The sequence below is a fragment of the Collinsella sp. CLA-JM-H32B genome (genome assembly GCF_040098065.1).
Taxonomy (GTDB): Bacteria; Actinomycetota; Coriobacteriia; order Coriobacteriales; family Coriobacteriaceae; genus Collinsella.
Window position 1 is genome coordinate 21,894 of the sequence record NZ_JBBNNA010000003.1, and the last position, 21,702, is coordinate 43,595.

Consider the following 21,702-nt stretch of genomic DNA (forward strand, 5'->3'; position numbering starts at 1 on the left):
GAGCACGGGATGATATGTGGGCGCTCAGCACCGGGACGGTGGGACCTACTCCGTCTCGCCCGGTCGAGCGCCGCGGGCCAGGGCGTCCTGGTACTCCTTGACGGCCTTAATCCGCTGCATCGGCTTGAGTCGCTCGAACATGGTATTGCCGTGCAGGTGATCGATCTCGTGCTGCAGGCACACGCAGAACAGGTCGCCCGTGGCCTCATAGCGGATCAGGTTGGCGTCCAAGTCATACGCCTCGACGACAACGTGATCGGGACGCTCAATCTCACAGCTAATGCCAGGAATGGAAAGGCAGCCCTCGCTAAACGGCACCAGATGGTCACTCTGCTCGACAATGACAGGATTGATGAGCACGTACGGGTCATAGTCATTCTTGTCACTGTAATCGCAGTCGATGGTGACAAGTTGAATGAGCTCACCGATCTGCGGGGCAGCCAGGCCGCAACCGCCGTTGTCGAACATCATCTTCTTCATCTTCTCGGCAAGCGCCTCGATCGCCGGGGTGATCTCCTCGATGACGGCGCACTCCTGGCGCAGACGAGGGTCGGGCGACAGTACGATTCCGTTGGCTTCCATGGCCATCCTTTCGGGTTGTTACATCAAATCATAGGCGTCGACGTCAACGCTCACGCTCACGCCGCGCACGGAGCCCACCTCTTTGAGGCAGGCGTCGATATCATCAGAGACATGGTACCCTACCGGCGACTTTACAAGCAGATGGAAGCGGTAACGGTCCTTGGCTCTCTCGATTACACACGAAGCCGGACCAAGCACCTGGGGCACGGCGCTGCCCGCCCGCAAAAAGTCGGGCGCGGCGGCATGCCAGCGACGCTTGAGGAGCTTCGCGATGCGACCGATGTAGTCCCGCGCGTCATCCGCATTCGCCGACCATACCAAAATGTTGGCCAGGCGCACGAACGGCGGATACAGAGCGTCGCGACGCTGTTCCAGGTCGTAGTCGGTAAAGATTGAACGGTCGTGCTCGGCGACGGCGCGAATGACCGGGTCCTCGGGCAGATAGGTCTGGATAATGACCTCGCCGGGGCGATCGCCGCGGCCGGCGCGGCCGGCGACCTGCTCCAGCAAATCGTAAGCGCGCTCCCCCGCTCTAAAATCGGGCAGCTTTAATGCAAAGTCGGCATTGACCACGCCCACGAGCGTGACCTCAGGAAAGTCGAGGCCCTTGGCGATCATCTGGGTACCCAGCAGCACCGCGCAATCGGCGGCATCGAACTGCTCGAGCAGCTTTTTGTGCGCGTCCTTGCCGCGCGTGGAATCGGCATCCATGCGAATGATAGCGACGTCGTCGGGCAGCATCTGGTGCAGCGCGTCCTCGATCTGCTGCGTACCCAGCCCCATTTTTGCCAGGTAGCGGCTGCCGCACTTGGGGCAGCGACTCGTGGGCGCGGGATACGGCTGCACGCGCCAGGACGATCCGCAGGTGTGGCACTGCAGCGTGTGCGTGCGCTCGTGGTACGTGAGCGCGGTGGAGCAGTGGTTGCAGGTGGGCACGCAGCCGCATTCGCGGCACATAAGGAACGGCGCAAAGCCGCGGCGGTTGTGCAGCAGCACGGCCTTCTCACGGCGCTCGACGACGCGCTCGAGGCCTTCCATCAGCGGTTTAGAGAACATGGAGCGGCTGCCGTGTGCGAACTCGCGGCGCAGGTCGGCAATGCGTACCGTGGGCAGGACCGCGTGCCCCGGGCGCTCAGGCATCTCGACGCGCGTCCAGGTGACGCCGCTGTACGTGCCGCGGCGGCAGCGGTCGAGGGCCTCGGCCGAGGGCGTGGCGGAGCCCAGTACGAGCGGACACCGATAGCGGCGCGCCATCTCGGCAGCTACCTCGCGCGCATGGTAGCGCGGACTGGAGCCCTGCTTGTAGCTGGTCTCGTGCTCCTCGTCGATGATGATAAGGCCCAAGTCGCTGAGCGGGCAAAAGAGCGCCGATCGGGCGCCCACGACCACGCGCGCAGCACCACTGGCGACCATATCCCATTGGTCCAGACGTTCGCCAGCAGAAAGGCGCGAATGGAACACAGCGACCGTCTCGCCAAAGCGCGAGCGGAAGCGGCCGACGGTCTGGGCCGTCAGCGAGATCTCGGGCACGAGCACGCAGGCCGAACGTCCGGCCGCCAGCACGCGCTCAATCGCCGAGAGGTAGACCTCGGTTTTGCCGGAACCGGTAACGCCATCGACCAGTACCACATCACCGTGAGCGTCCAAGCGTGCGCGCTCAATCTGCGCGAGGGCCTGTCGTTGACCGTTGGTAAGTGCCACCGGGGCCTTGCCGCTCGCCGAGGACAGCGTGGTCTGCTCGCCGCAGCCACGCCAAGCGCGGCGCTCTTCCACCACCACTACGCCGCGTTTTTCGAGCGCCTTAATGGTCGCCGACATGCTGTTGTAGAGCAGGTTGAGGTCGCGCGTCGTGACCGGGCCGCATTGGAGCGCCTCGATGAGCTGACGCTGACGGACCGCGGTCTTGGGCGGCGTGTAGTCAAAACCCTCGGGCGTGAGCATGACCCAGCGGTTTTGAATGGGTTTGACGGCGGGGCGCTCAACGGTCCACACGCCGTCGTCGCCCTTGACCACGCGCGGGCTTCCACCCGGGGGTAAGAACAGGCGCAAGCACTCGGAAAGCGTTGCGACGTACTCGCGGCTCATCCAGCGCGCAATGCGTGCGGCTTCGGCGGTAAAGAGCGGCTTGCTGAGGATGGCCTCGATAGGCTTGATGCGCGCGGGATCGAGGACGTCGTTACCTTGCAGGTCGGCCAGCTCGGGCGCGATGTCGACGATGTAGCCCGCGGCCGCACGGTTGCCAAAATGGACTAGGACGGTGGAGCCGATCTGGGCATCGTTGGCGAGTGACTGCGGAATGCCGTAGGCGAATGGCTCGGAGAGTGCACGGGTCGGGATGTCAAGGACTACGTTCGCATAGGCGGCGATGGGTTCGGGCGCGGGCTCGGGCTGCGCCGGGGCGGCGGCAGGGGCCGCAGACTTCGGAGCTTCCTTAGGTTCTGGCGAACCAAACAGCGAAAGTTGCTCGGCCATGGCCCCAGCACCTCCTTCCCATACGTCTACAGAAACAAGAGCCCCGCTCGGGGTGAACGGGGCTCGGATACATGCGTTTACGCAGCTGCTACAGTGCCATCGTGCGGGCGCGGTCGATGCGCGCAAGGCAGTCGTCGCGGCCGACGAGCGCCATGGTCTCGCCCAGCGGGGGGCTCACCATGTTGCCGCAGACGGCGACGCGCACAGCCTGGAACACCACGCGCTTCTTGAGGTCCATCTGCTCGGGCAGCGGCTCAAGCGCGGCGTCGATGTTGGCAGCCGTCCACTCGTCCACGCCCTCGAGCGCGGCCTTGGCGGCATCCAGAATGGCGCCCATGCCTTCCTTGGCCAGGCCCTTGTTGACGGACTTCTCGTCATACTCGAGCGTCTCGGCCGTGGCAAAGATGGGAGCGGCAACGGTCACGGCGTCGGCCGGCATCTTGGTGCGCGGCTTGACGATGGCGGCAAGCGCGTCGATCCAGTCCTCGCCGTACTCGACATTGCCCTCGATGAGACCCGCCTCGTGCAGCTCGGGGACCATGATCTCGTCGGCAAACTGAGCATCGGACATGCCGTTGATGTACTCGGCATTGACCCAGTCGAGCTTCTTGGGGTCGAAAGTCGCCGGGTTCTTGGAGATGCGGTCGAGCGAGAACTTGCTGGCCAGGACATCGCGCGGGATAATCGTGGTCTCGCCGTCGAGCGACCAGCCGAGCAGCGCCAGGTAGTTGACAAAGGCGTCGGACAGGTAGCCGGCGTCGCGATACTCCTCCACCGAGGTGGCGCCGTGGCGTTTGGAGAGCTTCTTGCCGTCGGCGCCCAGAATCATGGAGATGTGGGCGAACGTGGGCACGGGCGCGCCGAGGGCCTCGTAGACCATGACCTGGCGCGGGGTATTGGACAGGTGGTCGTCGCCGCGGATGACGTGGGTAATCTTCATCATGGCGTCGTCGACGACGGTCGCGAAGTTATACGTGGGCGTGCCGTCGGAGCGGAAGATGACGAAGTCGTCGAGCTCCTTGGCGTCGAAGGTCACCTCGCCGTGGACGGCGTCGTGGATGACGACGTCGCCGCGGTCCTCGGGCACCTTGATGCGCAGGACGTAGGACTCGCCGGCCTCGATGCGGCGGCGTGCCTCCTCGGGATCAAGATCGCGGCAGCGGCGCTGATAGCCCTGGAAGGGGTCCTTGCGCTCCTGGGCGGCCTTGCGGTCGGCGTCGAGCTGCTCCTTGGTGCAGAAGCAGGGATAGGCCTTGCCCTCGTCCCAGAGCTTCTGGGCGGCCTGCTTGTACAGGTCCAGGCGCTCGGTCTGTGCGTAGGGACCATAGTCGCCGCCCACCTCGGGACCCTCGTCCCAGTCCAGGCCCAGCCAACGCATGGCGCGCAGGATGATCTGCGTGTTCTCGTCAGTGGAACGGGTGGGGTCGGTGTCGTCGATGCGCAGGATGAACGTGCCGCCGTTTGCACGGGCGAAAGCCCAGTTATAGATAGCGGTGCGGGCGCCGCCGATGTGCAGCTTGCCCGTCGGTGAGGGTGCAAAGCGGACGCGAACGTCTGATGCCATGGATATCTCCTCGATTGCAGGATGGATGTATAACTGCATAAGTATAAAGCAACAAAGCGACCTCCGCACAAAGGGCACCGACCCACTCATTGGGGACAGACTTAAATGACTACCCAATGAGCACCTGGCTGGTCATTTAAGTCTGTCCCCAATGAGTAGGTGCGGAAAGGGTGTGAATGTTGCATTTACGCGCTATGATGTGCCCTTGCATATAGAGCTCGGCGGAATGGTAACGGTCGCCGGGACACGTTTTTGAAAGGACGATCATGTCAGAAGAACTTCGTTCCATCCCACCCCAACACGGGTCCTTTGTATTTACGTCGGAGTCGGTGACCGAAGGTCATCCCGATAAGATCGCTGACCAGATCAGCGACGCCGTCCTCGACGCAATCCTCGCTAAAGAAATAGAGCTTCAGGAGCAGGGCTACATTGCGCCCAACGGCGTGCCCGCCAACGTTGAGAACGTCCGCTGCGCCTGTGAGACCCTCGTGACCACCGGCACCGTCATCGTTGCCGGCGAGATCCGCACCCAGGCCTACGTCGACGTGCAGGAGATTGCCCGTGGCGTTATCCGCCGCATTGGCTACAACCGCGCAAAGTTCGGTTTTGACTGCGATACCTGCGGCGTTATGAGCCTCATCCACGAGCAGTCGCCCGATATCGCCCAGGGCGTCGACGAGTCCTTCGAGACCCAGACCGGCGTCACCACCGACCCGATCGACCTGATCGGTGCCGGCGACCAGGGCATGATGTTTGGCTATGCCTCCAACGAGACCAAGACCCTCATGCCCATGCCGCACTACCTGGCGAGCCGTCTGGCCGAGCGCCTGGCCGCCGTGCGCCACGACGGCACCCTGCCCTACCTGCGTCCCGACGGCAAGACCCAGGTCACGGTGCGCTACGAGGACGGCAAGCCCGTCGAAGTCACGACCATCGTCATCTCCACGCAGCACGCCGCCGAGATCGAGGACATGGGCACGATCAAGGACGACCTCATCGAGCACGTCATCGCCCCCGTCATGGCTGCCGAGAACATGCCGTGGGACAACGCCGACATCTATGTGAACCCCACCGGTCGCTTTGTCGTGGGCGGCCCCATGGGCGACACGGGCCTCACCGGCCGCAAGATCATCGTCGACACCTACGGCGGTTACGGCCGTCACGGCGGCGGCGCCTTTAGCGGCAAGGACTGCACCAAGGTCGACCGCTCCGCCGCATATGCCGCGCGCTGGGTCGCCAAGAACGTGGTGGCCGCCGGCCTGGCCGACCGCTGCGAGGTCGAGCTGGCCTACGCCATCGGCGTGTCCAAGCCGCTGTCGATCATGGTCGACACCTTCGGTACCGCGCATGTTGCCGAGGACAAGATCGTCGAGGCCGTCGAGAAGACCTTCGACCTGCGCCCGGGCGCAATCATCCGCGACCTGGACCTGCGTCGACCGATCTACGAGAAGACGGCAGCCTACGGCCACTTCGGCCGCGAAGACGCCGACTTCACCTGGGAAAACACCGATCGAGTCGAAGAACTCCGGGCAGCCTGCGGCCTGTAAGCTAACGAGAAAAGCTACAGTCAAATAACAACGCACCAAAAGAAGTACCGGCTCCAACCGGTACTTCTTTTTTATTTAAACGGTGGTGAAGATGAGTCGACCTGGGAAATGGAATAGGTCACAGGCCGATAAATTTTGCAGCAAGCGTGCCTCTACCATGTATCCTAAGTTCCGAGGGCTTTAGTATTTGGTCGATCGCGAGTTCCGCACGAGCCGGAGGCCACTTAATGTGGCCTCCGTGCGAGCAGGACTGTCCGAGCAGGCGACCAAATACTAAAGCCCTCGGAACGGCGAGACAGAGTATGCCCCGCCCCTCGGGACGACGAGACAAGGCAAAGGAGCAGCCATGGCAGGCAAGCCGCAAACATTAGCTACGACCTCGGCATTCGAGATCTTGGGGCCCGTCATGGTCGGCCCCAGCTCATCGCACACCGCCGGCGCCCTGCGTTGCGCACAGGTGGCCGCCAGCCTTCTCGAGGGCCGCATCACCAAGGTTACCTTTGGCCTGTGGAACTCCTTCGCCCACACCTACCGCGGCCACGGCACCGACCGCGCGCTCGTCGCGGGCATCCTGGGCCTCGACACCGACGACGAGAATATCAAGCAGGCCTTCGACCTCGCGCGCGAGCAGGGCCTCGATTATCACTTTGACATCAAGGGCGACGATGCCTCCATCCACCCCAACACCGTCGATATCGAGATGGTCGACGACACGGGCGCTACGGCGCAGGTCCGCGGTGAGAGCCTGGGCGGTGGCAAGATGCGCATCAGCCGCATCAACGGCGTCGGCGTCGACATCTCGGGCATGTATTCCACGCTCTTCGTGGCGCATCAGGACGTCCCCGGCGTACTCGCCGCACTCACGAATCTGCTCGCCTACGCGCACGTGAATATCGCCTTCTGCCGTACCTACCGCACCGAGGTGGGCGGCCAGGCCTACTCCGTCTTTGAGACCGACGGCGCACCCGATGACACCGTCATCCCCATGGTGCGCAAACTCGACAACGTCGGCTACGCCACCTTTATTGAGCTCCCCGGCTCGGCGTCATCGCTCTCCCCCGGCGTCTCGGCCAAGGAGATCTTCGACGACGGCGAGCAACTGCTCGACGCGTGCGAGGAGCTGGGACTCAGCATCGGCGCCGTCATGGCCGTGCGCGAGGGGCGCCTTACCGGCGAGGCGCACGCCGTCGCCGCCATGCGCCGCGTGCTCGACGTCATGCGCGAGGAGACCACGGCCCCCATCGCCAATCCGCAGCGCTCGCTCGGCGGGCTTATCGGCGGCGAGGCTAAGCTCGTCGATGCCACCGGCCGCAACGACCTTAGCTCCAGTTTAATGGGCGCCGTACAGACCGAAGCCGTGGCACGTGCCATGGCCGTACTTGAGCGCTCCGCCACTATGGGCGTGATCGTCGCGGCCCCCACGGCAGGCTCCGCGGGCGTCGTGCCCGGCTGCGTGCTGGCCCTGGCCGACCACCTGCAGCTCAATGACGAGCAGGTCATGGACGCCCTCTACTGCGCCGCCGCCATCGGCCTCAACCTCACCACGAGCGCCTGCGTCGCCGGCGCCGAGGGCGGCTGCCAGGCCGAGGTAGGAAGCGCCGCCGCCATGGCCGCCGCCGCGCTGGTGCAGATGCTCGGCGGCACCCCCGAACAGGCGCTCGACGCCAGCTCCATCGCGCTGAGCAATCTGCTAGGCCTCGTTTGCGACCCCGTGGGCGGACTGGTCGAGGTGCCGTGCCAAAACCGCAATGCCATCGGCGTGGCCGCGGCCTTCAGCTCGGCCCAGCTCGCGCTCGCCGGCATCAAAAGCCTGGTGCCGTTTGACCAGATGGCGCATGTGATGCTCTCGGTGGGCCATGCCCTGCCGGCAACCCTGCGAGAGACGGCCAAGGGTGGCATCGCTCAAGCCCCGGCCGCGCTTTCTGCCTGCGCCAAATGCGGCATATGCGGATAGGCAGACTTCTCCAAACTGATACTGTTTCCGAACCACAAACAACAGGCTAATCGCTATAATGCAAGCCCAGTTAAAACACGATGAGCCGCAAGGCGAAACTCGAAGGAAATATATACGATGTCGCAAATCGACCGCAGCAGCATGATTCCCGATCCGCAACAGCCCAGTAGGCATACGGGCGGCGTCCAATCGCCGCGCCCCATCGCGCCGGCTCACACCCAACAACACGGACCGGCCAATGCCTCTCAGCGCCCGAATCAGCGTCAATACCAGCAGCATCCCGCACATGGTGCCGCCCCCAAGCAGGGCCCTTCGCACGCTCGCACGGCAAACAATCGCGGGCCCGCGGACAAGCGAAACAACAAAAGCAGCAAGCCGGGCGGAAAGACGGCCCTCTTTGTCGTCCTCGGCCTCGTCGCGATCGTCTACATCGTAGGCGTCGTGGCGTTCTCGCAGGTCGCTTACCCCAACACTACCATCGCCGGCGTCGACATCTCGCTCTCTAACGCATCTTCGGCAGCCACCAAGGTCAACTCGGCATGGAAGCACTACAAGCTCACCGTTTCGGACGACAACTTTAGCTGGACCTACCAGCCCGAGTCCGACGAGCCCATCGTCGATGGCGAGGAAGCCGCCCACGAGATTATCAGCAAAAACGAGCCGCTGCTGTGGCCATCGCGCCTCATCGCGTCACTCGGCGGCAAAACCGATAGCGCCACCAAGAAAGCCTCGGTCGACTTGGACCAGGACGTCGACTTGTCCATGCTCTCCGATGCCTTTGACCAAAAGCAGTTTGAGGAGGATCTGGGCAGCGCCATCGACGAGTTCAACGAGGGCCGTTCGGGCACCTTCGAGGCCGCCAGCTCCTATGACGAGAAGGCCGGCAAGTTCACCGTTGAGAAGGCCCGTTCCAACGAGAAGATCAACCGCGAACATGTCATCAAATATGCCGAGATCGAGCTCGCGTCGCTCGCCGAGAATGTCGATATCACCAAGATTGGCAACGACGCCTACGAACCGCTCAACGGCACCCTCACCAACGACCAGATTCAGGCTGCATGCGATGCCGCCAACAACTTCCTGGGCGTCAACGTGACCCTTAAGCTCAACGGCAATGATGCCGGTAAGGTGGACGGCAGTTCGGTGCTGCAGTGGATCAGCTTTGCCGATCCGGCCAACCCCACGCTCGATACATCGCAGATCAGCAGCTGGGCCGCCGAGCTCGCCAACGGCTTTAACACCGTGGGCACCACCCGCTGGTGGACGCGCGCCGACGGCAAGGAGTGCGCTGTCGAGGGCGGCGACTTTGGCTGGTCCATCGACAGCGACACGCTCGCCAAGCAGGTCGAGGACGCCATCAATAACAAGCAGACCGGCGATATCGAGATTTCGTACTCCAAGAAGGCCGACACGTTTACCGCCAAGGGCGAGCCCGATTGGAAGGCCTATATCGACGTCGACCTGTCCGAGCAGCACGCGCGCTACTACGACGAGAACGGCAATATCGTATGGGAGGCCAACTTTATTTCCGGCAAACCGGGCGAAGACGCCACCCCCGAGGGCGTGTGGCAGATCAACAGCAATGACGGCGCGAGCAAGCTCATCGGTGCCAAAGACCCCGCGACCGGAAAGCCCAAATACGAGAGCCCGGTCAGCTACTGGATGCCGTTCGAGGGCAATATGGTCGGCTTCCACGACGCTACCTGGCAAAACGATTCGAGTTTCGATAGTGCCGAATCGTACAAATGGTGCGGAAGCCACGGCTGCATCAACCTGCGCCTGGCCGATGCCAAGGCGCTCCACGACTGCATCAGCGTCGGTCTGTGCGTGGTCGTGCACTCGTAGGGAAACACGCCTTGACACAACGGGGAACTGACGCTCCAATCTAACAGTTCCGAAAGATACCGCCATATGCGCCCGCCTCTCGCGACGGGCGCATATACTTATCGAAGAACTTTCTATAAAGGAGACGCCATGTCGAATGTCCCCACCATCACCCCGGGACCGAATGATACCGAGCGAGCGCCCGAGGGTGCCACCGAAACGCTTCCCCTCATAACAACCGTGCACGCCACACAGCAAAACGGCAGCACAAGCGATGCAACCGAGATTTCTGACGAAGAGGCCTATGCCAAGCTCAAGGCGAAGCGTGCCGAGCGTCGACGCAAAAAACTCATCCGACGCGGCATTGCGGCCGGCGTCGTGGCCGCCATTGTGCTCATCGCCGTAGTCGTAACCTTAGTCATCAACGCACGGCCTGCAGGTACCGACGGTCCGGTTACCGACATGGTCACCGAAGGCACGTTTACGACCACCGTCGAGGCTAAGGGCCAGCTCAAGCCCATCTCGGCTTCGGTGGTCTCCCCTTCTGTCGACGGCACGGTGGCATCGATCAACGTGCAGGCCGGCCAGTCCGTCAACGAGGGCGACGTGCTCATGACCATTAAAAACGACGAGCTCGATCGAAACGTTGCCGAGGCGCAGCGTGCGGTGGCAGCGGCACAGGAAGACCTCGCCAACGCACAGAAAGCGGTAGCTGCCGCCCAAGCCGCTCCGGCGACTGACACAGATGCGGCAGGCGCGAGTGGCGTCAGCGGCACCGCCGACACGAGTGCCGTCTCGAGCGCCCAACGCAACCTGGCCTCGGCCCAGGCGAACCTGGACCAAGCCAACGCCAAAGCTGCCGAGCGCACCGTGACCGCGCCCAGCTCGGGCAGCATCGTAGAGCTCAACGCCAAGGTCGGCGCCACGGTGACGGGCGGCATGATTATGGGCGAAGGCGATACGAGCGGCGGCAAGCAGTGCATGCAGATCGCCGACCTCTCCAAGATGAAGGTCACCGTTCAGGTGGGTGAAAAGGATATCGCCAAGATCGCCGTGGGCCAGAGCGCCAACGTTACCTATCCGGCCTTTCCCGATATCGTGAGCCAGGGAACGGTCACGACAATCGCTTCGGTGGCAAACTCCGACGCTAACGGCGGCGGCAGCGTGACCTTTAACGTCGATATTTTGATTGATGCGCCCGACGCGCGCCTCAAGCCGGGCATGACCGCCGAGGTCTCGGTGGTAACCGAACAGCTCGACGATGTGGTGATGGTACCGACTATGGCGCTCATGACCGAGGATGGCGAGCATTATTACGTCAACGTGGCAACCGACGGCGAAAGCAAACAGACCCGACGCGTCAAGGTGACCGTCGTGACGCAAAACGATAACGACGCCGTGGTCGGCAAAACGCAGGTCAAGCGCGACGACCAGGGCAACGAGATCAACGCGGACGTGCCGGTCACCAAGCTGCGCGACGGCGACACCCTTATCGTGGACACTGGCGAAGGCATGACGGCCGACGGCGGCGACTCTGGCAGCATGTCTGCCGATGAGGGCATGTAATGCGTCCCGTCATCGACATCCGCAACGTGCATCGCATTTTTGAGAGCGAGGCCGGCTGCGCCCATATCCTGCACAACGTGAACCTGGCAGTGAATCCCGGCGAATTCGTGGCCATTACCGGCCCATCGGGCTCGGGCAAGTCAACGCTCATGAACATCCTGGGCTGCCTGGACAAGCCGACGGCAGGCGATTATTACCTGCAGGGCCTCAACGTGGCGGAGCTCGACGATGACGAGCTCACCGAAGTCCGAGCCCTGAGCATCGGCTTTGTCTTTCAGAGCATTAACCTACTGCCGCGCCTATCGGTCATCGAAAACGTCATGCTGCCGCTTTCGTACACCAACGTGCCGCGGGCTCAGCGTGAGATGCGCGCCGTCCATGCGCTGCAAGCCGTCACGCTGCCGGTCGACCACTGGGACCACCGCATCTCCGAGCTCTCGGGCGGGCAGATGCAGAGAGTTGCCATCGCGCGCTCCCTCGTCAACGACCCGCCCATCATCCTGGCGGATGAGCCGACGGGAAACCTGGACTCCGCCACCGGAGCACTCGTGATGGAAACCTTCCACAAACTTCAGGAACGCGGCAAGACCATCGTGCTCATCACGCATGATCCCGGTATCGCCGCCGAGGCCGACCGTGCCGTAACCATTCGCGACGGCCGGATTCACGACGGCGCGTACATCGCGCACGCGCCGCAGACCCTGCGCGGCGTCATTGATAACCTGCCCATGATTTACGCAGACGCCAATCCGACGAAAGGAGTGAAGGCATGAGCACGCGCGATCTCATCCAAGAAGCCCTTCACTCCCTCGAGGCCAACAAGGGACGCAGCCTACTCACCATCCTGGGCATCGTCATTGGCATCGCCTCCGTCATTGCCATGACCTCGCTTATCGGCGGTATCCAAAACAGCCTGGTCAACAGCCTGGGCCTCAACGCAGCGCGTATGGTGCAGATCTATTCGTCGCAAGAGCTCACCGAATCGGACGTTGAGAAGCTTCGCAAGATGGTGCCGCAGATCGAGCAGATCGGCATCGTGGACAGCGCCTATACCGAGTACAAGGCCGGTGACAAAAGCTATACCGTCATGGCGCAGGGCGTCGATAGTGACATGCTCGACGCGGTGAGCGCCAGCAAGCTTGTCGCGGGACGCACCTACACCCAGGCCGAGTCCCAATCTGGCGCACGCGTGGCGCTCATCAGCCGTGGCGGCGCTGATCAGCTGTACGGCAACGAGCAGGACGCGCTCGGCAAGACCATCAAGGTGTCGAACGGCGAGGTGCAGATTGTCGGCGTTATCGACGGCGGCAGCGACTCTATGGGCTCGCTCACGCTATACATGCCGCGCGAGACCATCTCGGGTCTTTTTGGCGACGAGAACCCGTCGTTTCCCAGCGTAACGGCGCTCGCCGCCGAGGGCACGGACATGGATGAGATGTGCAAGACGATTGAATCCAAGGTGCGCAGCATGAAGGGCATCGCGGACGACGACGAGTATGACAGCGTATCGGCGACCTCAATGAAAAGTGCCATCGACGCCCTCAATTCCTTTATGGGCGCGTTTTCGCTCATCATGGGCGCCGTTGCCAGCATTTCGCTGCTCGTGGGCGGTATCGGCATCATGAATATGATGCTCACCAATGTGACCGAGCGCATCCGCGAGATCGGTATTCGTCGAGCTTTGGGTGCGAGCCGTCGCGATATCACCGCACAGTTTTTGGCCGAGTCCTCGGCGCTATGCGTCACCGGTGGCCTGCTGGGTGTTTTGATTGGCTACCTGCTTGCCTGGGGTCTAGCGATGTTCGCCGCGAGCTCTGGCGTGCTTGGCGAGCTCGGTGCCAGCGGTACCATTACGCCGAGTTTTTCGATCGCCACGGTACTGCTGGCCTTTGCGGTCTCCGTCGGCATCGGCGTCATCTTCGGCTTCTATCCCGCCCGCCGAGCAGCAAAACTCGACCCCGTGGAGTGCCTGCGCTACCAGTAATGCACTCCCCCTGAGTTGCGGTGAAATAGGGACTGAATAGGCCGCTAGAAGGCCTATTCAGTCCCTATTTCACCGCAACTCAGGGGGGGATAAGGCGCTAGTGCTATTCGAAACGAGACTCCAGACTCGATAGTCCGTTCAACGTCAGATTGTTAGCAACCTCCGAGATGCGCTCGATGGGCACCGAGCCATCGGAGAGCGCCCACGTGCGGTAAATGCCGATAATGCCCGAAAGCAAAAATGCCAGATAATAGTCGAACATCTCGTCCTTGAGGCCGTGGGGCAGCAAGTCGCGCTCGGCAATCTCATGCTCGAGTGGCACGCGCAAACGCGTCATAAAATCGTCGAGCGGGATGTTTTCAATCAACTGGCGATTGAGCACGAGGTTATTGCAAAGTGCCTCGTTGATGGTCTTAAAAAACGTTGCCGCCGCTCCGAGGGCACGCTCGTTCGTGTCGCCGTCTATGGAAGCAAGCGTTTTCTCGACCGAGTCGGCAATCATCTCCACCACATCAACGGCGATGGCATCGAGCAGGCCGTCAACCGTACCGAAGTGTACGTAAAAGGTCTTGCGGTCGACATTCGCCTCACGCGCGATGGCACTCACCGTAATGTCGGCAAGCGGCTTATCCATCAACAGGCGCTCAAATGCAGACAGGATGGCATTGCGGCTGCGAACAATGCGGCGGTCGAGGCGCGGTTTGCTGGTGGCCATGGACGTGTCCCTTCAGAATGCAGGCATTCATCAACAGATGAGAGTTAATCTACGTAAGAGGATTATCCCCCATCCGGCACAAAAATGCCCGGCAACATGAAGAACGCACGACCAACTGTTACGCCTTAGGGAGTTTCTTTTTGTTCAAAGCAGCCGGGGACACACGGATACCGTCGCCCGTCTGGCGCACATAAGCCTTATGCGCCGGTTTGGCGGCCCCAGAAGCCTTCTGAACATGCTGATTAGGATCCACGGTAACCGCATGCACAGGATGGGGCTTTGCAGGCTTAGAGGACGTCTGAGGCGTTCGTCCGAGCTTGCGCATCACGCGATCCCAGCGTGCATGGATGCTCTCGTTGTGAGCGCTCTTAAGGCCCAGCAGGGGCGCGGCCAAAATAGTCGGCGCGATAAACGTAATGAGGCGCCACAGCAGATAACCGGCGGTCGACGCCGATCCAAAGAAATGACCCAGGAACAGCGCGAAGCCGCCCTCGGCACCGCCGGTGCCACCGGGCAGGGGAACAGCAGAGCTCAGGAGTTGAACAAAGGCGCTCGCGGCCATGACCGAGAAAAAGTCGACTTCGTGGTGCCCAAAGGCAAGCATCAGGAAATACGGCACGAGATAGAAAAACGCGAGCTGCAACATGGTGATGACCACCGTGAGCAGCATGGACGAAAAGTGACCGGCCGAAAGCTTGAACTTCTCGGAGAACGAGTAGATTTCGCCGTCGACAAACGTACGCCAGCCCTCGATCTTGATGGCCGAGACGCCCATTCGCTCGAGCCAATTGATGATGCAGTGCGCGACGCGCGTGACGGTCTTGGGCATAAGCGCGACGGCAAAGATGCCGAGCAGAATGCAGCAGTGACCGCCAAAGCTAAAGACGCACAGCAGCGTCATGTCGCCATAGCGCTCGGCGAAAAACGGCATGCGGGCAAGCAGCAGAATGGCGCCCCAGGCAACGAGGCCAAACTGATACACGATAAAGCGCGTGAACTGCGTGGCACCGGCCTCGCCGACGTTTTGGCCTGCCTTGGTCAGGCGGTAAATCTGGGCAGGCGTGGAGCCCATCATCATGGGCGTTAGGTTGCCAAAGAAGATACCGCTCGCCTCGACCGAAATCAGGTCGCGAATGCCAACGGGCGAATTGGGATCGAGCCAGACAGCGATCGCATAGGCAACGATGCCAAAGAAGAGGTACAGGAACATGCAAAAGCATGCAGCAACGAGCCACGGGGCTTGGACGCTCGACATGGCGGCCCAGAACTGTCCCATCTGACCGGTCACGACCAGATAGACGATATAGCCAACCAGCACGACGCCGATAAAAATGGCACCGCGACGTGCACCCTTGTTGTCATCGCCGCCCGAGGCCTCAACCTCGACCTGGGGCTTAGATGTATGCTGAGAGGACTCCTTCATGAGGCTCCTTCTGACCGTCCAAATATCTTGCATATTGTACCCGCAAGGGCCACAAGCAGAACGTAAAGCTATGGGCCAAATGGGAATTGCAGATGGTTTGCTCGTAAATAAAAAACCCGAACTTCCGTGGGAAGTCCGGGTATCAGATTCATGGTAGCCCGTACCAGATTCGAACTGGTGATCTCCGCCTTGAGAGGGCGGCGTCCTAAACCGCTAGACGAACGGGCCATAAGCCTCAGCAGAAAAGAAGTGGTAGCCCGTACCAGATTCGAACTGGTGATCTCCGCCTTGAGAGGGCGGCGTCCTAAACCGCTAGACGAACGGGCCACATGACATCTGCACTGCCGTGATGCGAGGAAATATATTACGAGACAAAAAACGCGAGCGCAAGAAGAAATTCCAAATTGCCGAAAAATTGTCGGCAGGTTATGGAACGCGCAGGTCATCTGGGTCGATAATTTGGGATGGAGCCAAAGGATGATTATTCTGGGACGGGGATTTAAAAATCATTGTGTACCTAATGATTTTTAAATCCCCGTCCCAGAATAATCATCCCTAGAAGGCTACCCCAGGTTGAGATGAGCCAGGAGTGCTTCGCGCTCGTTGGGGATGTTATCTTCGATCACTGCGTCGAGGGCGGCGTTGAGCAGCTGCCCCATTTCCGGCCCGGGCTTGACGCCGGCGCGGATCAAATCCCCACCATTGATAGCAAGCATCTTGAGCGTATAGGGCTCCCCCGCCGCCAGCAACTCGCGTGCCAGAGCGCGCATCTCCTCGATCGTCTCGACGTAATAGAAGCACGAGGGCGCCTTGCCGAGCGTGTCGGCACGCTTAAGGTCCATGAGCTCGTCCATCAGACGCGGCGTATCGACGCCCTCGCCCGAAAGCGCGCGCATCATATTGAGCAGACAGGATCGCTCGGGACGCAGAGGCTTGTCATGGTATTTGATCAGCAGGCACACATCGCGCACCAAATCGTGCGAGAGCGCCAGACGATCCATAATGGCACGTGCCTTCTTGGCGCCGAGCTCGGGATGACCGTAGAAGTGTCCACTGCCGGCGTGATCGACCGTAAAGCAATCGGGCTTGGAAACGTCGTGCAAAAACGCCGCCCACATAAGGCTCGAAGAGGGCGCAACACCATCGCACAGCGCCAGCTCCCCTGCCACCGTCAGCACGCGGGCGATATGCTCGTAGACGTTAAAGGCATGATAGACACTGCGCTGGTCAAACCCGCGGGCGGGCGTGAGCTCGGGCACGGCGGCGCAAACAAGCTCGGGGTAGCGCAGCATGGCGTCTCCCCCGTGGCCGGTCGAAAGGATGCCCTCGAGCTCAATACCCACGCGCTCGCGTGCCACGGCATCGAGCAGCGGCGCACATTCGGCCAGCGCCTGTTTGGTCGCGAGTTCAATCATAAAATCCAGACGGCAGGCAAAACGCACCGCGCGCAGCATGCGAAGCGCGTCCTCGTTAAAACGACGCTTGGGATCTCCAACGGCACGGATGAGCTTGCGCTTCAGGTCGCCCTGGCCATCGTAGCGGTCGACAAGACCGCGCACGGGATGCCAGGCCATAGCGTTAACGGTAAAGTCGCGGCGCGCCAGATCGTCCTCAAGCGACGCCGCACGCTCCACACTCTGGGGGTGACGGCCATCGGTGTAAAAGCCGTCCAGGCGGTAGGTGGTGACCTCAATGCGCTCGTCATCGCAAATGGCCGTGATGCCGCCAAATTTAATGCCCGACTCAACCACGACAATATCAGCCGCCTCGAGCGCCGCCTTGGACTCCTGCCACAGGCCGCTGCAACACATGTCCACATCGTGGCTGGGGCGCCCCATCAGGGCATCACGTACCCAACCGCCTACGTACCAAGCCTCAAGACCAGCCGCCTCAAGCGCGCGTAGGACGCGCAGGGAGGCATCGGTCGGCTGCGTACCGTTGAGCGAAACATTGCACATGCCTAAGGCCTCCTGCACTTGCGAGCGTAAATCGATGGTTCTCAAGAAGTCTAACAAGAAACGGGAAAGCGCGCACACGCAATCGCGTCGTCGATTCGATAAAACGAGACAGCAGACGCCATATACGTTAAGCGCGCAAAAAACACCCGCCTCGGAGATCCAAAGCGGGTGTTCGGCAACGATGTATCGATGCGGCTAGCAGACCTGACGAACTTCGATGTTCTTCTTGTATTCGTCCACCTTGGCAAAATCGCCCAAGCCCGGGCACTCGACCACGTTGGCGCCGGTGGCCATCGAAAGGCGCAGGGCGTCCTCGACGCGCTCGGGGGCGTCGTGCCACACGGACAAGAAGGCAGCAAGCGAGGAATCGCCGGCGCAGACGGTCGACAGGAGCTTGACGTCGAAGGTGCGGTTGGCAAACCAGATGTGCTCGCCGTTGGAGAAATAGGCACCGGCGCCGCCGAGGGTCAGCAGCACATTCTTGGCGCCCTTGGCGTGCAGCTCGGCCATCGCGCCCTTGACGGACTCGTCATCGCCACCGCTCACCTTAATGCCAAAAATGTCGAGCAACTCGTCGTCGTTGGGCTTAATGAGCAACGGCTCCATGGCAATGAGGTCGGCAAGCTGATGGCTCGAGATGTCGAGCACGAACTCGGCGCCTTTCGCCTTGACGCGACGCAGGACCTCGGCCAGGAAACCCTCGGAGGTGTTGGGGGGCAGCGAGCCGCTGATAACCAGGCAGGTCATGTCGTCGAGCGAATCAATAAGCTCAAACATTTCCTGCTCGTTGGCCTCGTTAATGGCGGCACCGGCATTAACCATGTTGTACTCGGTGTCGGGACCGGCGTTGAGGAACACGTTGACACGCGTGATGCCGTCAGTCCACACGGGCTTGACGGGCACGCCCAGGGCCTCGGCGCCCTTGACAATAAACTCGCCCGAGAAGCCGGCGAAGAAGCCCAGGATTGTGGTGTCGACGCCGTAGTGGTCGAGCGTAAAAGAGACGTTGAGACCCTTGCCGTTGGGGGTGTAGACCGCGTTACGGGTGCGCGTAACGGTATTGGCGGAAAGGCCGTCGCAGGCGATGTTGTAGTCAATAGCGGGGTTTGCAGTGAGCGTGTAAATCATGAATGTTCCTTTCACGAAGCAACGTGTTAATGAAAGTATATTCCACGCTTCGGCAAAAGGCTACAACAACTCGGCGAACGGTGTGGAAGCGGTGAAGGTCAGTTTCATCTCACTTTTCCCACGAAAAAAACGGCGCCCAGACCGAAGTCAGGGCGCCGCATGCGCACGAATTTGTCGCGTCTCGCTTACTTGCGATCGAGCTTGCGGACAGCAACGCGCTTGCTGTACTCGTCAACGTGACCAAAGTCGCCAATGCCCACGGACTCGGCAACGTTGGCGCCGGTAGCCATAGCGAGCTTCATGGCCTCCTCGACGTTGTCGCGATCCCTGTACCACTTGTGCAGGAACGCAGCGAGGGTGCAATCGCCAGCGCAGACGGAAGAGACCAGCTTGATGTTGAACTCACGCTTGGCGTACCAGATGTCCTCGCCGTTGGAGAAGTAGGCGTCGCCGCGGCTACCACGAGTGAGCAGCACGTTCTGGACGCCGGCGTCGTGGGCGAGCTTCATGGCAACGCGGACCTCGTCGTCGGTGTCGACCGGCACACCGAAGATGGCCTTCATCTCGTGATGGTTCGGCTTGATGAGCAGCGGCTTCTTGTGAGCGAGCTCCTTGAGCTTGTCGGAGGACAGGTCCAGGACGACGTCAGCACCACGGGCCTGAGCGTGCTCCATGACCTGAGTCAGGAAGTCGGGCGTAGCTTTGGGAGGCACGGAGCCGGAAACGATCAGGCACTCAAGGTCGCCCGCGGTGTCCAGGATGTTGTAGAGCTCCTTCTGGTGCTCCGGCGTAATCGGGGCGCCGGGGTTAAGGATGCCGTACTCGTGCTGGCCATCGTTGACGTAGGTGTTGATGCGCGTGATGCCGTCGGTCCAGACCGGGCGGCACAGGCAACCCAGGTTCATGACCTCCTCGACGATGAACTTGCCCGTGAAGCCGGCGAAGAAGCCGAGCGCGACGGTGTCGACGCCCATCTTCTTAAAGGCAAAGGACACGTCGAGGCCCTTGCCGTTAGCCGTGTAGCTGGCCGAGCCGGTGCGGACGTTCTCGTCGGGCTCGAGCGGAGAGCTCGAAACCGTCATGTCGACAGCCGGGTTAGCGGTTAGCGTGTAGAACATTTACAGTACCCCCTGTATATGTGAGGGCCGCGTGGCCGGCCCATTCCAACCACGCGGTTACCTCTGATACCAAATTAGCGAGCTGCGGACTCGAGCAGCGCCTTGACCTCGGCGGCGGTGTTGCAGGCGAGTGCCTTCTCGGCGAGCTCGTCGCACTCGGCCTTGGTCCACTGGCTGATGGTCTTGCGGGCGCGCAGGATCGACGGAGCGCTCATCGAGAACTCCTCCAGGCCCCAGCTGATCAGCAGCGGCTCAAGCAGCGGATCGGCAGCGGCCTCGCCGCACATGCCGACCATGATGCCGGCCTTCACGCCGCTCTCGATGATGTTCTTGAGCGAGCGGAGAACGGCGGGATAGTACACCTGGTACAGGTTGGAGATGGTGTCGTTGCCACGGTCGGCGCACATGGTGTAGCCGATCAGGTCGTTGGTGCCGATGGAGAAGAAGTCGGCGACCTCGGCCAGACGGTCAGCGAGCAGCGAAGCGGCAGGCGTCTCGACCATGATGCCGACCTCGATGTTCTCGTTGAACTTACGACCCTCTTCGGTCAGCTCGGCCTTGCACTGCTCGACGAGCTCCTTGACGGCCACGACCTCCTCGACGCAGGTGACGAGCGGGATCATGATCTTGACGTCACCAAAGGCGCTGGCGCGCAGCAGAGCGCGGAGCTGGACCTTGTACTGGTCGGGGTTGGCCAGGCAGTAACGCACGGCGCGGAAGCCCATGAAGGGGTTGTCTTCCTTGACCATGTGCAGGTACGGGATCTCCTTGTCGCCGCCCACATCGAGCGTGCGGATGATGACCGGAGCACCCTTGAGCGCGCTGGCGACCTTGCGGTAGGCGTTAAACTGCTCCTCCTCGGAAGGAAGCTCAGCGGAGTCCATGAACAGGAACTCGGAGCGGAACAGACCGATGGCCTCGGCATCGTGATCGAGCGCGTTGGGCACGTCATCGGGGTTACCGATGTTGCAGGCGATGATCTTCTTGATGCCGTCGGCAGTCACAGAAGGCTTGCCGCGGAAGGCCTCGAGAGCCGCCTTCTCGGCAGCGAAAGCCTCGGCCTTGGCGGTGTAGGCGGCGAGGGTCTCCTCGTCGGGATCGGCCTCGACGACACCCTTGCCACCGTCGACGACAACGGTCATGCCGTTGCGCAGTGCGGTGCAGCTGTTGGCAACCGAAAGGACAGCCGGGATCTCAAGGGCGCGCGCGATGATTGCGGAGTGCGACGTGCGGCCACCGGTCTCGGTGACGATACCGGCAACGTGGGCCTTATCGATCGTAGCGGTCATGGACGGAGTAAGGTCGTGCACGACAACGACGGTGTTCTCGGGCAGGACGGAGAGGTCGACGACCTCCTTGCCCAGCAGCTCGGCCAGAATACCGGTGCGGATGTCGGCGATGTCGGCCGCGCGCAGACGGAACATCTCGTCGTCCATGGACAGGAACATGTTCTCGAACATGGTCGAGGTGTCCATGAGCGCCTGCTCGGCGCAGGTGCCGCCGTCAATAGCGGCGTTAATGGCGTCGGTCATGCCCGGATCCTGAGCCAGGACAATGTGCCCGCTCATGATCTCGGCCTCGGCCTCGCCCACCGTCTCCTTCATGTGGTCGGCCTGAGCCTGGGTCTTCTCGCAGAAGACCGAAAGAGCAGCCTGATAACGCTCCTTCTCTGCGGCCGAATCAGCAACCGCGTGCGGTTCAAACGTCAAGTCGGGATCGACGGCGACCATGACGGTGCCGATACCGATGCCCTCGGATGCGTTGACTCCCTGATACATTCCCATTCCTCTCTCCGTGTCATGTGATAAAGCGTTTTGCCATATCCATGACAAAAGAGCGCAGCTACCTTGAACAGGTCACTGCGCCC

Annotated in this window: 15 protein-coding genes and 2 tRNA genes; 6 read left to right on the forward strand and 11 right to left on the reverse strand. The window is 61.6% G+C overall.

The genetic code is table 11. The features are described 5' to 3' along the window. Positions 1-45 precede the first annotated feature (45 nt). The 3 genes from def to gltX form a co-directional block, all read right to left on the reverse strand. Entirely contained in the window at positions 46-582 is a 537-nt protein-coding gene (def, locus tag AAA138_RS03160; protein ID WP_055250379.1) for a peptide deformylase, read from the reverse strand. Between the two features lie 18 nt (positions 583-600). Next, on the reverse strand, positions 601-3,054 hold the full coding sequence (priA, locus tag AAA138_RS03165; RefSeq protein WP_349089526.1) for a primosomal protein N': 2,454 nt from the start codon (positions 3,052-3,054) through the stop codon (positions 601-603). An 88-nt stretch (positions 3,055-3,142) separates the two neighbouring features. After that, the gene (gene gltX, locus AAA138_RS03170; RefSeq protein WP_329738008.1) at positions 3,143-4,618 is read right to left on the reverse strand and encodes a glutamate--tRNA ligase; all 1,476 of its coding nucleotides are present in this window, start codon (positions 4,616-4,618) and stop codon (positions 3,143-3,145) included. A gap of 266 nt (positions 4,619-4,884) precedes the next feature. Here gltX and metK point away from each other — a divergent pair, with 266 nt between their 5' ends. The 6 genes from metK to AAA138_RS03200 all read left to right on the forward strand — a co-directional run bounded on the left by metK (position 4,885) and on the right by AAA138_RS03200 (position 13,493). Further along, on the forward strand, positions 4,885-6,165 hold the full coding sequence (gene metK, locus AAA138_RS03175) for a methionine adenosyltransferase (protein WP_349089527.1): 1,281 nt from the start codon (positions 4,885-4,887) through the stop codon (positions 6,163-6,165). Positions 6,166-6,511: 346 nt separating this feature from the next. Then, positions 6,512-8,119, forward strand: coding sequence for an L-serine ammonia-lyase, iron-sulfur-dependent, subunit alpha (gene sdaAA, locus AAA138_RS03180; RefSeq protein WP_349089528.1), 1,608 nt, complete (start codon positions 6,512-6,514; stop codon positions 8,117-8,119). Positions 8,120-8,236: 117 nt separating this feature from the next. Further along, a complete protein-coding gene (locus AAA138_RS03185) occupies positions 8,237-9,964 on the forward strand; it encodes a L,D-transpeptidase (RefSeq protein ID WP_349089529.1) in 1,728 nt (575 codons plus the stop codon). A gap of 129 nt (positions 9,965-10,093) precedes the next feature. Further along, positions 10,094-11,509, forward strand: a complete 1,416-nt coding sequence (locus tag AAA138_RS03190) for an efflux RND transporter periplasmic adaptor subunit (RefSeq protein ID WP_349089530.1) — start codon at positions 10,094-10,096, stop codon at positions 11,507-11,509. Beyond that, complete coding sequence (locus tag AAA138_RS03195; RefSeq protein ID WP_349089531.1) at positions 11,509-12,282, forward strand: ABC transporter ATP-binding protein; 774 nt, start codon at positions 11,509-11,511, stop codon at positions 12,280-12,282. The genes AAA138_RS03190 and AAA138_RS03195 overlap by 1 nt, the downstream gene beginning before the upstream one ends. Further along, entirely contained in the window at positions 12,279-13,493 is a 1,215-nt protein-coding gene (locus AAA138_RS03200) for an ABC transporter permease (protein ID WP_349089533.1), read from the forward strand. Before AAA138_RS03195 ends, AAA138_RS03200 begins: the two co-directional genes overlap by 4 nt. 103 nt (positions 13,494-13,596) lie before the next feature. On the opposite strand, the gene AAA138_RS03205 is transcribed toward AAA138_RS03200, so the two are convergent. From AAA138_RS03205 to ptsP, 8 genes are all read right to left on the reverse strand, one after another. After that, complete coding sequence (locus AAA138_RS03205; protein WP_349089534.1) at positions 13,597-14,208, reverse strand: TetR/AcrR family transcriptional regulator; 612 nt, start codon at positions 14,206-14,208, stop codon at positions 13,597-13,599. A 118-nt stretch (positions 14,209-14,326) separates the two neighbouring features. Further along, positions 14,327-15,631, reverse strand: coding sequence for a lysylphosphatidylglycerol synthase transmembrane domain-containing protein (locus tag AAA138_RS03210; protein ID WP_349089536.1), 1,305 nt, complete (start codon positions 15,629-15,631; stop codon positions 14,327-14,329). 151 nt (positions 15,632-15,782) lie between these two features. Further along, positions 15,783-15,859 (reverse strand) — tRNA-Glu (locus AAA138_RS03215). Between the two features lie 22 nt (positions 15,860-15,881). After that, positions 15,882-15,958, reverse strand: a tRNA-Glu gene (locus tag AAA138_RS03220). A 236-nt stretch (positions 15,959-16,194) separates the two neighbouring features. After that, a complete protein-coding gene (locus AAA138_RS03225) occupies positions 16,195-17,589 on the reverse strand; it encodes an HD domain-containing protein (RefSeq protein WP_349089537.1) in 1,395 nt (464 codons plus the stop codon). Between the two features lie 195 nt (positions 17,590-17,784). Further along, positions 17,785-18,717: a 1-phosphofructokinase gene (locus AAA138_RS03230; protein ID WP_349089538.1), complete on the reverse strand. Its 933-nt coding sequence runs from the start codon at positions 18,715-18,717 to the stop codon at positions 17,785-17,787. Positions 18,718-18,902: 185 nt separating this feature from the next. After that, positions 18,903-19,835 carry a 1-phosphofructokinase family hexose kinase gene (locus tag AAA138_RS03235; protein ID WP_349089539.1) on the reverse strand — a complete coding sequence of 311 codons (933 nt, stop codon included), beginning with the start codon at positions 19,833-19,835 and terminating at the stop codon, positions 18,903-18,905. A 74-nt stretch (positions 19,836-19,909) separates the two neighbouring features. After that, positions 19,910-21,613, reverse strand: a complete 1,704-nt coding sequence (ptsP, locus tag AAA138_RS03240; protein ID WP_349089540.1) for a phosphoenolpyruvate--protein phosphotransferase — start codon at positions 21,611-21,613, stop codon at positions 19,910-19,912. Between the last annotated feature and the right edge of the window lie 89 nt (positions 21,614-21,702).

Bases quoted from the DNA above. Each gene is read 5' to 3' on its own strand.
- AAA138_RS03185 (WP_349089529.1), top strand. From the start codon at position 8,237: ATGTCGCAAATCGACCGCAGCAGCATGATTCCCGATCCGCAACAGCCC.
- sdaAA (WP_349089528.1), top strand. From the start codon at position 6,512: ATGGCAGGCAAGCCGCAAACATTAGCTACGACCTCGGCATTCGAGATC.
- gltX (WP_329738008.1), bottom strand. From the start codon at position 4,618: ATGGCATCAGACGTTCGCGTCCGCTTTGCACCCTCACCGACGGGCAAG.
- AAA138_RS03210 (WP_349089536.1), bottom strand. From the start codon at position 15,631: ATGAAGGAGTCCTCTCAGCATACATCTAAGCCCCAGGTCGAGGTTGAG.
- metK (WP_349089527.1), top strand. From the start codon at position 4,885: ATGTCAGAAGAACTTCGTTCCATCCCACCCCAACACGGGTCCTTTGTA.
- AAA138_RS03230 (WP_349089538.1), bottom strand. From the start codon at position 18,717: ATGATTTACACGCTCACTGCAAACCCCGCTATTGACTACAACATCGCC.
- AAA138_RS03190 (WP_349089530.1), top strand. From the start codon at position 10,094: ATGTCGAATGTCCCCACCATCACCCCGGGACCGAATGATACCGAGCGA.
- AAA138_RS03225 (WP_349089537.1), bottom strand. From the start codon at position 17,589: ATGTGCAATGTTTCGCTCAACGGTACGCAGCCGACCGATGCCTCCCTG.
- AAA138_RS03205 (WP_349089534.1), bottom strand. From the start codon at position 14,208: ATGGCCACCAGCAAACCGCGCCTCGACCGCCGCATTGTTCGCAGCCGC.
- AAA138_RS03195 (WP_349089531.1), top strand. From the start codon at position 11,509: ATGCGTCCCGTCATCGACATCCGCAACGTGCATCGCATTTTTGAGAGC.
- def (WP_055250379.1), bottom strand. From the start codon at position 582: ATGGAAGCCAACGGAATCGTACTGTCGCCCGACCCTCGTCTGCGCCAG.
- ptsP (WP_349089540.1), bottom strand. From the start codon at position 21,613: ATGTATCAGGGAGTCAACGCATCCGAGGGCATCGGTATCGGCACCGTC.
- AAA138_RS03200 (WP_349089533.1), top strand. From the start codon at position 12,279: ATGAGCACGCGCGATCTCATCCAAGAAGCCCTTCACTCCCTCGAGGCC.
- AAA138_RS03235 (WP_349089539.1), bottom strand. From the start codon at position 19,835: ATGTTCTACACGCTAACCGCTAACCCGGCTGTCGACATGACGGTTTCG.
- priA (WP_349089526.1), bottom strand. From the start codon at position 3,054: ATGGCCGAGCAACTTTCGCTGTTTGGTTCGCCAGAACCTAAGGAAGCT.